This is a genomic window from Rheinheimera sp. 1928-s (genome assembly GCF_029269265.1).
Classification (GTDB): Bacteria; Pseudomonadota; Gammaproteobacteria; order Enterobacterales; family Alteromonadaceae; genus Pararheinheimera.
Genome location: NZ_JARIXP010000001.1, coordinates 897,902 through 914,613, shown reverse-complemented (window position 1 = coordinate 914,613; position 16,712 = coordinate 897,902). Strand labels below are relative to the sequence as shown.

Here is a 16,712-nt window from a genome sequence, read left to right as displayed (position 1 = left end):
TGGGCATCAAAATACAGTTATGGCAAAAGCCATAATTAACCCAGAGGATAGCACTATGAAAGTATCATTAGTTTTTGCAGCCGCCGCACTGACCCTATCTGCCACTGCCAGCGCTGAGCACTCTTTTACTCCGCATATTTACAATATTTTGGTCGCAACCTGTAACCATGCTCAGAACGACGATCGTTTAGGGCTGCATAAAACCCTGAAAGCCAACAGACTCTCCAAACAAGCAGCAGTCGACAAGGTAGTTTGTAATGGACAACCATTAGTTACTTTTGCCCGCAATGCAAATGCAGACAAAGTAGTCGATATGCTGGCTCCCTATGAACGTCGATCCAAAGTATCTATCTCTGATGTTGTAGCGCCTTAAATTCAGAGGCATCTAAGCCTTGGTTTTAAACTGCGACACTGTAGTGCTTAATTGGTCAGCCAGCTCAGTCATTGACTGGGCTGCCAGACCAATTTGCGTATTGCCCGACAGCACTTGATCACCCAACTGCCTGAACTGCTGTACCTGCCCTCTGATATGAGCAACATCCTGCTGCGCATCGCTGGCAATAGCAGCGGACTGCTGACTGACTTCTGCCAATTGCAAAATGACAGAGCGACTTTGTTGTAATCTGTCTACCAAGGCCAAAGATAGCTCTACAGATTGTGCTGCCTGCTGCTGATTTGATCCCATAGTAGTCACAGCCGCTTGAATTGACCGCACTATAGTTTCTAACATGCTGTTGATCTGTACTGTAGACTGGTGGGTTCGGGTTGCCAGAGTACGGACTTCATCGGCCACCACGGCAAAACCCCGGCCTGATTCCCCCGCTCTTGCCGCTTCTATGGCCGCGTTTAATGCTAATAAATTCGTTTGTGCTGCAATGTCAGCAATAGTTTTTACCACTATAGAAACCTGATCTCCGGCCACTCGCAATGTCAGCAACATGGATGCTGTAGTTTCGATATCTTTGGCTAAAGTATGAATACTTTCAGAGCTTTGTTTTACCTCAAGCTGAGCCTGTGCCAGTTGATTAGCGCCTTGCTGAGCATGGGTTGCAGCAGAGGCTGAATACTCAACACTTTGCAGCATCTGTTGCTCCAGCTGCTGCATCAAGTCCACTAAACGCACTATATCTTGTTGCAATTGTTGTACTGAATGAGCAGATAAATCCGTACTGCTGCTTAGTTCGGTCACCGCTTGGCCTATACGCCCAATCGCACTTCGAACATCCAGCATCCCCGCACTGAACACCTGCAATAACGTGGTCAGACTGCCTGACATCTGTCCTATTTCCCCTTGCTGCTCTGAGTTAAACTGCACCGTTAAATCGCGCTGTTGTGCCAGTTGAGTAATTTGAGCCGACAACTGCTGAATGGGGACTGCGATCTGTCGCTGAGCCAGGACAAAAGCGCCAAGCGCAACCAGAACCAGCACTGAAAGCAAACTGATGATCACCATAAAACTCAGTGACAGCTGCTCTGCTATGGCTAAAGAACCAGCGTTAGCTTCTGCTGCTACGTCGCTTCGCAGCTTATCTAAACGTTTCGCCAGCACGTCAGCTTGCTGCGTTAAAGCAGTCAATTGTTCACGAGCTAAATCCCAATTGACGTCTGGTTTTGCCATCACTTCGCTCAAGTCATTGACCGCTTGATGAAACGCTGACAATTCGGTGTCCAAAGAAACTCGCAATTGCTGACTTAAAAGTTGATTAGCTTGCTTTAAATTCAGCTTCAGTTGCTGCTGCCTGATCGCGAAATTATCACTATCCAGCGTGGTGCCATACAGAGAATAACTTGCCAGCACCAGTTCCTTGCTATTGGATAACAATAAATCCAGCTGAGCCAATACAGGTAAAGTGGTGCCAGTAAAACTATCTACCCGTTGCCGGATTTGCTGGTTATTGCTCAGCAGCACAGCAGCGGACACCAGAGCAACCAACAACACAGCCGCATAACCAGCAATAATTTTATGACGTATAGAGTGAAGCATCAGGGCCATAGGCTCCTCCGGTGGACAAAATAAATCTGCGCAAACTCACTCGATTGAGTCGGCATTTTTTTAAAGACCGACTTTATCTAAATAAACTTTCTATGCCATGACACCAAATCTTACTGAAAACACCAGAGTTTACCGTCACAAAAATGTCATTAGTGCCTATTTATCATCCACTCAGTAGCGCACCCCCAAATTAGCTACATAATTTATTCAGTTTTGTTTAATACATGCCGCTTTATCTTTGAACTGTATTGCTTTTTTTAAAAGAAGCCGTTTGAAAGCCAGTACAGTTTTTAACAACAAAACACAGGTCACAGCAGTACATTGGCGTTATAACCCCCCACACAATCAATCTCACAGGAGATGAAGATGAAACCGGCCATCCTATACAGAACACAACCCAGCTTGAGGTCAGGGCTGCCAAGCATCCGTAAAGCTCTGAGTTCAGCCTTGCTGTTAGCGCTTTGCTCCACCGCCTATGCCGAGCCAGTTAACTTAGCCTTAAATAAGAAAGTCACAGCCAGCACTGAATTACGTCGGGCGAAACTAGCTGTAGATGGAGATGCAGGCAGTCGTTGGGAGTCAGCACACAAAGTGGCTCCAAGCTGGCTGGCAATAGATTTAGGCAGCATCAGCCATATCGACCAGGTACAAATTGACTGGGAAGATGCCAATGCTGAAATTTATGAAATTCAGGGCTCGGACGACAACAGCAACTGGACGACCTTGTCAGTGCAGACAGGCGGTAAAAAAGGCAACAGAACAGATACTATTGATCTGAATGCAGACTATCGTTACCTGCGTATCTTTGCGACCAAACACAGTGCTAATAACGGCTATGGCTTTTCAATTTGGGAGCTGAAAGTAATAGGTACGGCTGGTGAAGGCGCACCAACATCACCTGATGCTCCACCAGCAGGCAGCAGCAATATAGCCAAAGGCAAAACGACTTATGCCAGCAGCCATTTGCAGTCCTCGGCCAAAGCAGTGGATGGCAATACCGACAGCCGTTGGGAGTCAAATCACCAGGAATCGCCTTCATGGATGTCGGTCGATTTAGGCTCAGTCAGCACAGTGCAGCAAGTGGCAGTTCATTGGGAAGCAGCTAACGCTGCAAGTTATGAAGTGCAAGGCTCGCTGGATAATAGCAACTGGACTACCTTAGCCACTCCTTATGTGGATGAGTTTGGTAACAGAACAGACAGATGGGATCTGTCTGGTGACTACCGCTACATCCGCATCAATGCTTTAACACCAAGCTCCGGCAATGCCTGGGGTTACTCTATTCGGGAGCTGGAAGTATTTGGCCAGACTGGCGATATTCCGCCCATTGAGCCTACAGATCCGGCTGATCCTGCTGACCCTGCCGATCCAACTATTCCGACTGAACCTACAGACCCTACGGATCCAACAGAGCCAGGCCCAGAACCTGTACCTTTACCTGAAGGTGCTTTGCCACTCTTCCCTGAAAATACCGAAGTGGTTGAGCAAATTCAGTACAAAGAAGCAGATGGTACGCTGGTGACCTTGATGGGGGCACGTCCAACCGAGCGTCATGCCCGTGAACGGGGTGAAGCATGGGACGCGCCTGATACCGGACCAGGTCGTTACCTGACCTTTCCGCCTTTTTATTTCCAGAACCGTACTTTTGGTTTAGAAATACGTGACACTATTCCAGCCGGTGGTAACACTATCGAAGTCTGGTTACATGTCAATGAAGGCAGTTTCCGCGGTACCACCTTCAGCTTATTCCGCAATATCGAAAATCCAAATGTGCGGGATTTTGGCTGGTCGCTGAACTATGGCTTTAATAATCCAAATGAAGGCGGTCAACCTTTATGTCATTCTGGTAAACGTGAATGCATGATGAGCTTTAATTCAAACTGGCGTACCAGCCCTCATAGCCCGCTGAAAGTGGGTGACAAAATTGAACTGGCACCAGCGCCACGTTTATTAGCACCAGTGCTGGACGGTGGTGGTGAGCGGTATTACTCTTTTGAACAGTTGTATATTGTAGGTGTAGGTATGAGACCCTGGTACGGTATAGCGCCGAACCTGGATTCAGAACCTCTGCCAAACCATACTCTGCTCGGCGGCGAAACCAGCGTGTCGTACAACTATTCGGAAGAACCTTTCCGTATGTTCCAGCAAATGGCAAACAATATTGGTATAGGCAATAGCTTAAGATTTGCCAAAGGCCGCCGTTTATTTCATACCTCTTTTGCATCAGGTATTCACTCAGAATCCCCCACCCAAAACCCGGTATTTTCTGAGCACCAGAATCAGTTAGGACCACGTTATAACAACGAACGCTGTATTGGTTGCCACCTGAACAACGGCCGCAGCCTGGCATTACAAGCTGGCGCTAAACTCGATACCTACTCTGTGTTTACCGGCATGTTAGCGGACGATAAAGTAGTAGCTGACCCATTGTACGGTTTAACCATTCAGGCCAAAGCCAGAGCTGCTAATGCTGATGATTATTCAGTATCAGTAGCGGGTTATCAGACTGAAATGAAAACGCTGCCGGATGGTACTGCAGTCGAATTGCAAAAACCTCTGTATGAGTTTAAAGGTCCGGTGCCAGAACTGTTTTCAGTACGTCAGGCGCCACAAGTTATAGGTTTGGGCTTGTTGGAAGCTATTCCTGAGCAGGCAATTCTGGCCAATGTCGACATTAATGACGCCAATGGTGATGGCGTTAAAGGTGTGGTGCATTGGGTAGAAAACCCGGAAACAGGTGCAACTCAGCTGGGTCGTTTTGGCTGGAAAGCGACTAAAGTCAGTGCCCGTCATCAGGCAGCAGAAGCTTTAGTTCAGGATATAGGTGTGACGTCACCTGTGTATCCACAACGTTCTTGCCAAAAAGATGCTGAAGATTGTCAGCAACCGTCAGGCACTACTCATATATCTGAAGGCGAGTTACAACATTTAACTCAGTATCTGGGTTTATTAGGTGTACCGGCACAGCGGAGTTTGCGCAGCGGTTACCCTGATGGTATTCGGGTATCAACTGAACATGATGTCAATCCGCAGCTGATAGCCCAAGGTAAGCAGTTGTTTGTACAAAGCCAGTGTGTGGCTTGTCATACCGCCAGCTTTACCACAGGCAACACTCACCCATTGGCTGAACTGCGTAACCAGAAAATCCAGCCGTACAGCGATTTATTGCTACACGATATGGGTCCTGGTTTAGCGGACAACCTGCCACAGGGTAAAGCCTCTGGTTCTATGTGGCGTACTGCGCCTTTATGGGGTTTAGGCAGCCTGAAGTATGTGCAGGGTGGCGAAGATAAAGTGCGTTATCTGCATGATGGCCGCGCCCGTACTCTGGATGAAGCTATTTTATGGCACGGTGGCGAAGCGACTCAAAGCCGCAGCCTCTATGAAAACTTAACTGCTGAACAACGTACTGCAGTGAAAACTTTCTTACAGTCCTTGTAATAGTTTGAAATCAATGCAAAAAGCCGCTGTTCTTCATTAAGATCAAGCGGCTTTTTTATTGGCGCAGAACTTAGCTGCGGCAGTTTTACAGCTGGTCGATTTTTTTAGCGTAATGCCAACCTATAGCCATCAATCCCATGCCACTTACAATCAAAGGAATAAAAAGCGGTGACTTGGATATGCCTGTGTGGAATGTCATTCCCAAACCTACGCCTAAAGCGGCCCCACACATCACTCCTACAGCAGGCAAAACAATAAAAACAAACTTTAAGGTGCTTTTTAAGTCGTTACGTTTGGCGTTTTGTACTGCACTCATCATTAGAAATCTCCCTGAATCATTACAATTGCGGACAGCTGCTCCGGCTCCTGTCGATAAAATTGCCAGAATAAAGAAGTGAGATCAAGGTGTTGCGATAAAACTCCCAGTTGACACTCTGTAAAACAAAAAAGGCAGCCTTGCGGCTGCCAATGTCAGTATTACCCGACCACGTTTTTCAGCAATTACTTAGCCATAAATCAGTTGGTTAGGAGAACTGGTTCATGGTGTTGTCTTTCCCTGAGGCCTTCAACGCAGCTTCCCCTGAGAAGTACTCTTTGTGGTCATCACCAATATCAGAGCCAGACATATTCTGGTGTTTGACACAGGCGATGCCCTGACGAATTTCTTTACGTTGCACGCCAGCCACATAACCCAACATACCGGCAGCACCAAAGTACTCTTTCGCCAGATTGTCAGTCGACAGAGCCGCCGTATGGTAAGTCGGCAAAGTGATCAGGTGGTGGAAAATACCTGCTTCACGGGCACCGTCAGCCTGGAAAGTACGGATACGGTTGTCCGCTTCCAGCGCCAGCTCTGTCGTATCGTAATCTGCGCTCATCAGTTTGGCTCTGTCATAAGCAGATACATCTTTACCCGCTGTTTTCCATGCATCAAATACCTGCTGACGGAAATTCAGCGTCCAGTTAAAGGACGGGCTGTTGTTGTAAACCAGCTTGGCATTTGGTACCACTTCACGAATACGATTGACCATTTCAGCGATTTGGCCAACATGAGGTTTTTCGGTTTCAATCCACAGTAAATCAGCACCATGCTGAAGGGATGTAATACAGTCCAGCACCACACGATCCACACCGCTGCCTTGCTTAAACTGGAATAAACCACTGGCTAAACGTTTTGGTTTTAACAGCTTGCCGTTGGCTTTGACTACCACATCGCCGTTCTGAATATCAGAGGCGCTTTGAATGTAATCACCATCCAGGAAGCTGTTGTATAAATCGCCTAAATCACCAGCTTCATTGGTGACAGCAATTTGTTTAGTTAAACCAGCACCTAAGGAGTCAGTGCGCGCCACAATAATGCCGTTTTCGATACCTAATTCTAAAAAGGCGTAACGCACCGCATTAATTTTTGCTAAGAAATCAGCATGTGGCACTGTGACTTTACCGTCCTGGTGACCACATTGCTTTTCGTCCGACACCTGGTTTTCAATCTGAATGGCGCAGGCACCGGCTTCAATCATTTTTTTCGCCAGTAAGTAAGTGGCTTCCGCATTACCAAAACCCGCATCTATGTCAGCGATAATTGGCACTACATGAGTTTCAAAGTTGTCGATTTTAGCCAGCACTTCTGCGGCTTTGGCTTGATCGTCTTTAGCACGGGCATCGTCTAGTTCGCGGAATAACCCACCTAACTCACGGGCATCCGCTTGTTTTAAGAAAGTGTATAACTCTTCGATTAACGCAGGCACTGCAGTTTTTTCATGCATGGATTGATCAGGCTGAGGACCAAATTCAGAGCGCAGCGCTGCAATCATCCAACCGGATAAATACAGGTATTTACGTTTGGTGCTGCCAAAATGTTTCTTAATGGCGATCAGTTTTTGCTGGCCGATAAAGCCATGCCAGCAACCTAAAGACTGAGTGTACTGACTACTGTCCGCATCGTAAGCTGCCATGTCTTCACGCATAATATCAGCAGTGTACTGCGCTATATCCAAACCTGTTTTAAAGCGGTTTTGTAACTGCATACGGGCAGCAGACTCCGCATTAATAGCGGCCCAGCCTGTTCCTTGCGCTTTGCAGCTTTGTTCCAGTTGTTTAATGATCTGTTGATAAGCTGACATGATGCATCCTCGTTATGTTGTCTTTTGTTTACCCGGCATTTGGTAAGTGCCCCTGTTGACATTCACTATAGGTTTCAAAATGAAGATTCATATAGCTGATTTTTTTGATTCCCATCATTCATTGTGTGAATATATAAAACATCCAATCAGCGCTTAATCAGCAGCGAATTAGCCATAAGAAGTGGAAGCAGATGAATATCAGTAAAATTGACCTGAATTTGTTGGTGTATCTGGACGTATTATTACGGGAGAAGAACGTCACCCGTGCCGCTAATCAACTTAATATCACCCAGCCAGCTATGAGTAATGGCCTAAAACGGCTGAGGGATTTGCTGAACGACCCTATTCTGGTTCGCACCTCTGACGGTATGGTGCCGACAGAACGAGCCAAGGAATTAGCACCTGTGGTACGGGGCATTTTGCTAACCCTGGAAGAAACCTTACAGCCAAACAAAGATTTTGAACCAGAGCATAGCCACAGAGTGTTTCGTATTATGGCCAGCGATTATGCGGCCTCTACTCTAATTCCGGCCTTATTGAAAAAGCTGCGCGCTCAGGCGCCTGGCACCTCGCTGGATATTATGACGCCATCCGACGTGACTTTTCATGATGTGGAAAACGGCAAAGTGGATATGGCCATCAACCGCTTTGATCAACTGCCGCAATCTTTTCACCAGAAGACCATATGGCGCGATAGTTTTGCCTGTCTGGTCAATAGCTTAAACCCTATCCTTGGCAACTTTAATTTAGACACTTACCTAAAAGCCCAGCATATCTGGGTCAGTAAAACTGGTTTTGGTGTAGGCGTAGGTATGGATCCGGCCGATGTACAAAAACTGGGTTGGGTGGATGAAGCTCTAGCTAAGTTCGGCAAACAGCGCACCATCAGCGTCTTTACCCGTAACTACCATGTGGCTATGCATTTAGCGGTGGAAACAGATTTGATTGCGACCTTGCCTTTGCGGGCGGCGCTTTTATATCAGAATGACGCGACGATGAAAGTGCTGGATCCACCCTTTCCTATCCCATCTATTGAGCTGAAAATGATCTGGAGTCCGTTGTTGCATCAGGATGCCAGTCATATCTGGCTGCGACGCTTAATTACAGAAGTAGCAGACGAGTTGCATTTGTAGACATTAAAATGGGGTCAGATCACATTAGTTATGCATAACTAATGTGATCTGACCCCAATTTTATTAAGCAGTTAACAGCTCATAAGCCGGTAATGTCAGGAAATCGACCAGTTGATCAGCTGTGGTAATTTGCAAAAGCAGTGCCTGAGCGCGCTCAAACTGCTGTTGTTGCCATAACTCCTCTCCTACTTCTTCGCGTACCACAGCAGCTTCCTGCTGTAGCATTTGGGCAAATAAGTCTTTGGTCACCAGTTGGCCATTGTTTAAACTTTTGCCGTGTTTAATCCACTGCCAAATCGAGGTGCGACAAATTTCCGCCGTTGCCGCATCTTCCATCAGGCCATAAATAGGCACACAACCTTTGCCGCTGATCCAAGCTGCTATGTACTGTAACGCCACACGGATATTGATACGCATCCCAGCTTCAGTGCGCTCACCGCTGCTTGGCGCCAATAAATCGGCGGCAGTGACAGGCGCATCGTCAGCGCGGCTGATATGCAGCTGATTGGTTTTGCCATCCGTCAGGTATTGATTAAAAACTCCATTGGCCGTTGCCGCTAAACCCGGATGCGCCACCCAAGTGCCGTCGTGACCATTGCTGGCTTCACGTTCTTTATCCGCAGTCACTTTAGTTAAAATAGCTTGGTTGGCAACAGGGTCTTTCGCCGGAATAAAGGCCGCCATACCACCCATCGCCAAAGCGCCACGTTTATGGCAGGTTTTGATCAGCAGTTTTGAATAGGCCGATAAAAACGGCTGGTCCATAGTCACCACCTGACGGTCTGGCAACACGCGGTCAGCATGATTCTTTAAGGTTTTGATATAGCTGAAAATATAATCCCAACGGCCACAGTTCAACGCCACTATATGTTCACGCAGCGCATGCAGAATCTCGTCCATTTCAAAGACTGCAGGCAAGGTTTCAATTAATACCGTAGCGCGGATAGTGCCGACAGGCTGATCAAATTTAGTTTGCGTAAAGCGGAATACCGCATCCCACCAGGCCGCTTCTTTATAGCTTTGCAGCTTCGGCAGGTAATAATAGACACCAGAGCCATTGGCTAAACGGGTTTGGTAGTTATGGAAAAAGTACAAAGCAAAATCAACCAGCGAACCTGGTACAGCTTCGCCATCCACTTCTAAATGTTTTTCCCACAGATGCAAACCACGAACACGGGCTATCAATAACGCCTGTTTGTCCCGCAGCGCATACTGTTTACCTGACTGTGGGTCGCTGTAGCTGATGGTGCCTAAATTAGCATCTCGTAAGTTAATCTGGCCTTCAATCACGCCATCCCAGCTGGGTGCTTGCGAGTCTTCAAAGTCGGCCATAAATACTTTTACATCAGCATTTAAAGCGTTGATGATCATTTTGCGATCGACAGGACCAGTGATCTCTACCCTTCTGTCCTGCAAGTCAGCTGGAATAGCAGCTACTGTCCAGTCACCAGCACGGATGTTGGCAGTGTCAGCACGAAAATCTGGTAAAGCGCCTGCGTCATAACGCGCTTGCTCTGCTGAACGCTGCTGCAGTAACTGTTTTAAAGCAGGACGAAACTCGCGGGTCAGTTCAACCACCAAGCGGCAAGCTTCCGGCGTTAAAATAGTCTGGAATTCGGCGGGTAAACGGCCTTTGATGTCTAATCCTGCAGTGTTGCTGCTTGTCATTGTGTTGCTCCTTGTCTGTAGCAATAGGAAGTCACTTCACTATAAGCCGAACAGAGGTCGAACCCCACCATTTCAGCCATCAATAGGCCATATGCCAGACATTCAGCAAACTTATACACTTTAGAGCATATACACTAACTTATTGGCACGCCTTATGCTTTAACCTAAGTGCAGCCAACAATTCAGAGCTGCAGAGTCAAAAGTTTGTCGGAGGTCATTAATGGAAGTTTTAATTTTAGTATTAGCCGTGTTGGTTGTGGTTGCAGCTTTTTTAGCCAGCCGTTTTATAAGCCACGGCAATCCTTTTCCATTTAGTAAAAAAAGCAGCCTTTTTACTCAGGTCGAACGCTCTTACCTCAACATGCTGGAACAAGCCGTTAAAGGTAAGTACAAAGTCATGAACAGAGTGAAAATGGCCGATATTCTTGAATTAAAAAGCAATGTTGATGCCAAATCCCGTATAGCGGCTTCAGTAAAACTGAATGCCAAGTATCTGGATTTTGTACTCTGTGATCCGGCCGATATGAGCATTGTGGCTGCTGTGGATCTGGTCAACAACAACAGTAAAGACGGCCATAAAGCGGTGCCAGACTGGTTTGTCAGCGGCGCGTTTGAAGCTGCAGGCATTCCCTACGTACGAATGAAAATTAAAGCCGGTTATACCATAGCTGATATCCAGCAAGGTTTAGCTGCTAAAATTGGCCAGAGTGGTTTAAAACCAGAGCCTTTATTAAAAGGTACAGTGAAGAAAAGCCCGACACGGCCGATACGCCCTTTAGAACCAGTGGTTCAGGCAGCTACTTTACCTTCGATTATTCCGGAGCGTGGCATTCGTTCTCAATCAACGGCCATGATCCACTAGCAGCAACACTGCTAAACCATGAACTGGTAGAAAAGAGTTCAACAACTTCAGGCATTTGGAACATAAGTCACTCCGCTCGCCTAAAGACCGAAGCCGCTCGCTGCAACGAGCGGCTTCATTTTTTTTCCGGATCCTGAAAATAATTCTAAAGTCTGCGATCCTTTTGCCGATATGATGTATGGAAATATGGCATGGGAGTGACTATGACACAATCCGTAGGCTCAGCTGCAGTTAGCCAGAGCTATGAACTACTGGGTGCCAGTCTGGCAAAATCCCAGCAAAAACAGGAAGGGAGACAAACCATGCAGTTGCTGGAAAGCGCTGTAAATTCGTCTCCGGCATTGCAGTCGCCAAGTCCGGTTTCTGTCGGCAACCTGGGTCAGAATATTGACATCTCGGTATGAATAAAAAAGGGCTAACGCAAGTTAGCCCTTTTCTTTTCTAATAAACCCGTTCTGAAAAATACCTTTAATCCCACTCTTGCGCTGTAGGTAAAGCAGCAAAAGCACCATATTTCTGACAGGTTAACGAGCCTGCCCTAATGGCTTTCTCAATGATCTGCTGCCGCAGCTCTTTGTGGTTGAGCACATCAGCGAAGTTTAGCCCCTGAGTCAGTTGCATAGCGACCTGATTTAGCCAGGCGCCAACAAAAGCATCGCCTGCTGCCGTCGTATCCAACACTGGAACTGAAGAAACAGGCACAGAAAACCAATCTGTTTTGCTGTAACTTTGTACTTCATTTGCTCCTGCTGTAACCACCAGCCATGTCGGGCGAAAAGCCAGGATATGCGGCAACCAGCTCTCTGTGCTTTGGCCATCAGCAAGATACTCTAACTCGTCTTCACTTAATTTCACTAAGTCAGCCATTTCCAGCAATTGGATCACCAACTCTCTGCTGGCTTTGCCTTCACTCCACAAATTGTGACGTAAATTGGCATCCACCGACACCAGCCAGCCATGTTGCTGCGCCAGTCGCACTAAAGCAAAACTGGTTTGGGCTATTTCAGGTTCAGTCAAACTGTTGGAACATAAATGCAAAATACCTTTGTCCTGCCAAAGATCAGCCGGACAATGTTCCACTTTATAAAGTAAATCCGCCGCAGGCGGCCGATAAAACGAAAAGCTGCGGTCGCCCTGCTCATTTAAAGCTACAAAAGCTAAAGCTGTTTTAGCATCCATAGTCTGGCGCACAGCACTGCAATCCACGCCATAACTTTGCAATTCCTGTTGCAAAAAATCACCAAACATATCCTTGCCCAACATGCCGATAAATTTGCTCTGGCCCCCTAATTTGGCCACTGCCACAGCCACATTAGCCGGAGCTCCGCCAGCAAAACGATGAAACAGACCCGGCTGAGCCTTATCCTGCAAAAAGTCGATCAGTACTTCACCAAAACAACAAACCGGAGTCGGTTTCATCTGCCTTATCCCCTTAAGTACCTCTGCACAATGAGGCCATAAACTAAAACGTTTCAGATCAACTTTAGCCATTTAAAGTTGAAGTGTAAATATTCAACACTGAATTTAAAGATTTCACCGTTAAAAGTCTTGCAAAAACAGAGAAAATGAAGTTCTATTAGGCTTATTACACCGTAGATCCGGACCAGTTTATATGCAAAAAACCACAGCACAGTTGCTGGAAAACCCAGAGCTGCTGCAATTTGAAAGCGAAAAGACACTTAAACGATTAAGTCAATCTTTAAAAACAACAGCAAAAGACAGCTGGCCTGAGCTGAAAACCAGGCTGGAGCAACAGCTGCCCGCTTTGCTTGAATTGTATTTAAGCTTATACGGTGAGCACTACGATTGCTATTACCATTTGGAGCAACTGCTAAAGCTGCTGGCTAAAAGTTCGGCGCAGCGTCCTGCCTATTTACGCAAAGAAGATGCAGAGCCACAAGACTGGCATAAAGACCCAGCCGCTTTAGGTGCTGCCTGTTATGTCGACTTATTTGCTAAAGATTTTCAAGGCCTTGCAAAACGCATCCCCTATTTAAAGCAAAGCGGTATTAACTATTTACATCTGATGCCATTGTTTAAAGCGCCAGAACCGAACAGTGACGGTGGTTATGCCGTATCTGATTATCGCAATACTATGCCTCAGCTGGGTTCAATGCAGCAGTTAGCAGATTTGATGCAGCAGTTACATCAGCAAGGTATTAAACCTGTGCTGGATTTTGTCTTTAACCACACCTCTGACGAACACCGCTGGGCAGAAAAAGCCAAAGCCGGTGATGCAGAGTATCGTGAGTTTTATTTTTTCCTGACAGAACAGGAACGCGATCAATTTGCGCCCAGTTTGCGTGAAATTTTCCCGGAAATTCGCCGGGGTTGTTTTACTCAGGACAAGACGTCTGGTTTATGGGTCTGGACCACGTTCAACAGCTTTCAGTGGGATTTAAATTACGCCAACCCGGCGGTGTTTAATGCGATGGCTGAAGAAATGCTGTTTCTGGCCAATCAGGGCGCTTCAGTATTGCGCTTAGATGCTTTGGCTTTTGTCTGGAAACAAGCGGGCACCAACTGTGAAAATCTGCCTAAAGCCCATAGTTTAATTAAGGCGTTTAATGCAGTAGCCCGTATTGCAGCTCCGGCTTTGCAGTTTAAATCTGAAGCAATAGTGCATCCGGACGAAGTGGTAAAATACATAGCACCGGAAGAATGCCAGTTGTCGTATAACCCTCTGTTGATGGCTCTGTTGTGGGATAGCTTAGCCACTCGCAACACCAGATTATTAAAAGAATCCTTGCGCAAACGTTTTGCCATTGACCCCAATTGCAGCTGGGTCAATTACATTCGTTGCCATGACGATATCGGCTGGACTTTTGATGACAGTATTGCCTGGCAATTGGGTATCAATCCTGATCATCACCGCCAGTTTTTAAATCAGTTTTACACAGGTCAGTTTGAAGGTAGTTTTGCTGCTGGCGTGCCTTTTCAGCAAAACCCTGTGACCGGCGATTGCCGGGTGGCTGGTATGTTGTCGTCTTTGGTTGGAGTGGAAAAAGCTGAAATCGAAAACAATGCCTTACACCTGGAGCATGCTCTGCAGCGCATCTATCTGCTGAATTCGGTCATTTTAAGTATTGGTGGTTTGCCGCTGTTATATATGGGCGATGAACTAGGCTTAAAAAATGATTACAGCTATGTGCTGGACCCGGCGAAAAAAGACGACAGCCGCTGGGTGAACAGAGTGGCAGTCACTGATCAGCAACTCGCTTCGGCAACCTCTGCCGATACCTTATCGGGCCGGATCTATCAGCAGTTACAGCACTTAATCCAGACTAGAGCTAAGTTGCCATTATTGGGTGCTGGCAGCACCACACTACTGCACGATGACAATCCGCAGCTGTTTTTATACCAGCGTCAACTGGATGGAAAACGCTTAGTGGCTATAGTGAACTTTACCGAACGCACCCAGCTTTGCAGCTCACTAACAGGCCAGTTATGGCACGACGAACTAAGCAATAAAACCTTGCCCGCCGGAATTTTACAGTTAGATCCGTATCAGGTGCTGTGGTTAACACCGGCAAATTCCTGAGCTATTCCCTGATAACACTCCCCCATAGTGTTTGACTTTTGATGCCCCTGCAAAGGGGCTTTTTTTATGGCTTATACCAAAGTTGGCCTCCTTGAGAGAAGTCCGTTTATTTAGTCCTTTGAGAACCCGCCAATCAACGCATTTAGGCTTGATCTGAGTACAAAAATAACGCACTCTGAAACCGCTTCCAATGATAATAACAAGGACAGGGGTATGCTTTTTTTAAAGAAGAAACTGACAAAAACTGCGCAGGTACTGAGTATGGTTTTAGCCAGTACTGCTGCAGGCTATAGCTATGCCGATACAATTGCGGTTACAGCGACTGAACCTCAATTGAGTGTGCAATTATGGTCTGTCAAAGATGCCATGATGGCAGATTTTGAAGGTACTCTGACCAAGCTTGCAGCCATGGGGTTTCAGGGTGTTGAGTTTGCAGGATTTTTCGGCAAATACGCCAATGATGCCGCTGGTTTAAAAGTATTTTTAAACCAACTGGGATTAAAAGCTTCGGGCGCTCATGTGCCTTTTGAAAAATTCAGCCCGGAGCAGTTTGACGCCACAGTCGCTTTTTATAAGGCCATAGATTGTCATTATTTAATTATTCCTATGGATCAGCGGGCTTTTACTGTCGAAGGAGCCAAAGCTGTAGCTGCTGATTTAGCCGCAGTGCAGGAAAAACTAACGCCATTAGGTATGCACGTCGGTTATCACAACCACAAACCAGAAATGTTGGGAGAAACCGGTAAAACGCCATGGGATGTGATTGGCAAAAACACCAACAGCAAAGTGATTTTGCAGCAAGATGTGGGCTGGACTGAAGTTGCTGGCAAAGATCCGGTGGATTTTATAAAAGCCTATCCGGGCCGCACTGTGACCACTCACTACAAAGCGTCAGCACCTGAGCCAGGTAATACCGAAGATCCTATTATCGGCAAAGACACCACAGACTGGAAAGCCTTGATCACCGCCAATAAAACCATAGGTGGTACTCAATGGCTGGTGGTAGAACAGGAATCTTATCCTGCTGGTATGACACCGATGCAAAGTGTTGAAGCGTCACTTAAAGGCTTGCAGGCTATCATCGCAGAGATGAAGTAATAAAAATGGGGTCAGATCACATTAGTTATGCGTAACTTATGTGATCTGACCCCATTTTTAGGTTATAGCTTACGAACCCAGATATTGCGGAAGCTGACGCTGTCGCCGTGATCCTGCAATTTCAGTGGTAAGCAGCCGTGGGCTTTGACTTGCRGCGCCCCTATCCACTCAGTGGTACCAGCAATTTCAGTGTGATTTTGCACTAAAACACCATTGTGCAGCACTGTGACATAACCCGGCGATAAGCGCTTTTCACCTTCAAAACGCGGCGCTTTATAGATGATGTCGTAATGTTGCCATTCGCCTGTTGGGCGGGTCGCATTAACCAGCGGTATGGTTTGTTTATACAAAGCACCGGCCTGACCATTAGGGTAAGTGTCATTCTGGTACGAATCTAAGATTTGGATTTCGTACATCTCTTGTAAAAAGATGCCGCTGTTGTTACGCAGCTGACCTTCTTTATCCATCCGATCTTTGCCAACACGCCATTCCAGATGCAGCTGAATATCGCAAAACGACTCTTTACTGCGGATATCACCAGTACCGGGTTTGACCGTTAACACACCGTCAGTCATAGTCCACTGGGCTGCAGCGCCAGTATTGACGGATTGCCACTGCGACAAGTTTTTATCCAATAGCTGTAGTGCATCTGAAGGAACCTTGCCTTCTGCTGCACTGACCACAGGCGGCACCGGAGTCCAGACTTCAGTTTTAGCAGCTAACGCATGGCGTTCTGCGTCTGTTAATTTGCTGATATCAGTTGCAGCCATAGCTGCTGTGCTTAACGATAAAGCAACGCCAATCCATACATAATTCATCATCAATACCTTAAAAAAGGCGGAGACCCGCCTTA

General features: G+C 46.7%; 13 protein-coding genes. 7 read left to right on the top strand and 6 right to left on the bottom strand.

Going from position 1 to position 16,712, the window contains the following annotated elements:
• The first annotated feature begins 55 nt into the window (after positions 1-55).
• Positions 56-373, top strand: a complete 318-nt coding sequence (locus P3C17_RS04035; protein ID WP_300928218.1) for a DUF3718 domain-containing protein — start codon at positions 56-58, stop codon at positions 371-373.
• 12 nt (positions 374-385) lie between these two features.
• Here P3C17_RS04035 and P3C17_RS04030 read toward each other — a convergent pair whose 3' ends face one another.
• The gene (locus P3C17_RS04030; protein WP_300928217.1) at positions 386-1,993 is read right to left on the bottom strand and encodes a methyl-accepting chemotaxis protein; all 1,608 of its coding nucleotides are present in this window, start codon (positions 1,991-1,993) and stop codon (positions 386-388) included.
• 366 nt (positions 1,994-2,359) lie between these two features.
• Here P3C17_RS04030 and P3C17_RS04025 point away from each other — a divergent pair, with 366 nt between their 5' ends.
• Positions 2,360-5,434, top strand: a complete 3,075-nt coding sequence (locus P3C17_RS04025) for a di-heme oxidoredictase family protein (protein ID WP_300928216.1) — start codon at positions 2,360-2,362, stop codon at positions 5,432-5,434.
• 85 nt (positions 5,435-5,519) lie between these two features.
• On the opposite strand, the gene P3C17_RS04020 is transcribed toward P3C17_RS04025, so the two are convergent.
• Complete coding sequence (locus P3C17_RS04020; RefSeq protein WP_300928215.1) at positions 5,520-5,753, bottom strand: hypothetical protein; 234 nt, start codon at positions 5,751-5,753, stop codon at positions 5,520-5,522.
• Between the two features lie 205 nt (positions 5,754-5,958).
• Positions 5,959-7,557 carry an isocitrate lyase gene (locus P3C17_RS04015; RefSeq protein WP_233079191.1) on the bottom strand — a complete coding sequence of 533 codons (1,599 nt, stop codon included), beginning with the start codon at positions 7,555-7,557 and terminating at the stop codon, positions 5,959-5,961.
• A gap of 191 nt (positions 7,558-7,748) precedes the next feature.
• On the opposite strand from P3C17_RS04015, the gene P3C17_RS04010 reads away from it, so the two are divergent.
• A complete protein-coding gene (locus P3C17_RS04010) occupies positions 7,749-8,690 on the top strand; it encodes a LysR family transcriptional regulator (protein ID WP_264345897.1) in 942 nt (313 codons plus the stop codon).
• Positions 8,691-8,753: 63 nt separating this feature from the next.
• Here P3C17_RS04010 and aceB read toward each other — a convergent pair whose 3' ends face one another.
• Positions 8,754-10,358 carry a malate synthase A gene (gene aceB / locus P3C17_RS04005; RefSeq protein ID WP_300928214.1) on the bottom strand — a complete coding sequence of 535 codons (1,605 nt, stop codon included), beginning with the start codon at positions 10,356-10,358 and terminating at the stop codon, positions 8,754-8,756.
• 220 nt (positions 10,359-10,578) lie between these two features.
• Here aceB and P3C17_RS04000 point away from each other — a divergent pair, with 220 nt between their 5' ends.
• Positions 10,579-11,220, top strand: coding sequence for a DUF2726 domain-containing protein (locus P3C17_RS04000; protein WP_233079188.1), 642 nt, complete (start codon positions 10,579-10,581; stop codon positions 11,218-11,220).
• A gap of 203 nt (positions 11,221-11,423) precedes the next feature.
• The gene (locus P3C17_RS03995; RefSeq protein WP_233079187.1) at positions 11,424-11,624 is read left to right on the top strand and encodes a hypothetical protein; all 201 of its coding nucleotides are present in this window, start codon (positions 11,424-11,426) and stop codon (positions 11,622-11,624) included.
• A gap of 64 nt (positions 11,625-11,688) precedes the next feature.
• Here the strand turns inward: P3C17_RS03995 and P3C17_RS03990 are convergent, their stop codons facing one another.
• Positions 11,689-12,639, bottom strand: a complete 951-nt coding sequence (locus P3C17_RS03990) for a carbohydrate kinase (RefSeq protein ID WP_300928213.1) — start codon at positions 12,637-12,639, stop codon at positions 11,689-11,691.
• A gap of 193 nt (positions 12,640-12,832) precedes the next feature.
• Here P3C17_RS03990 and P3C17_RS03985 point away from each other — a divergent pair, with 193 nt between their 5' ends.
• Both P3C17_RS03985 and P3C17_RS03980 read left to right on the top strand, forming a co-directional pair.
• The gene (locus tag P3C17_RS03985; RefSeq protein ID WP_300928212.1) at positions 12,833-14,761 is read left to right on the top strand and encodes an amylosucrase; all 1,929 of its coding nucleotides are present in this window, start codon (positions 12,833-12,835) and stop codon (positions 14,759-14,761) included.
• Between the two features lie 213 nt (positions 14,762-14,974).
• Positions 14,975-15,859: a sugar phosphate isomerase/epimerase gene (locus P3C17_RS03980; RefSeq protein WP_300928211.1), complete on the top strand. Its 885-nt coding sequence runs from the start codon at positions 14,975-14,977 to the stop codon at positions 15,857-15,859.
• Positions 15,860-15,921: 62 nt separating this feature from the next.
• On the opposite strand, the gene P3C17_RS03975 is transcribed toward P3C17_RS03980, so the two are convergent.
• Positions 15,922-16,680 (bottom strand): DUF1080 domain-containing protein, encoded by a 759-nt coding sequence (locus P3C17_RS03975; RefSeq protein WP_300928210.1) that lies wholly within the window; start codon positions 16,678-16,680, stop codon positions 15,922-15,924.
• Positions 16,681-16,712: the final 32 nt, after the last annotated feature.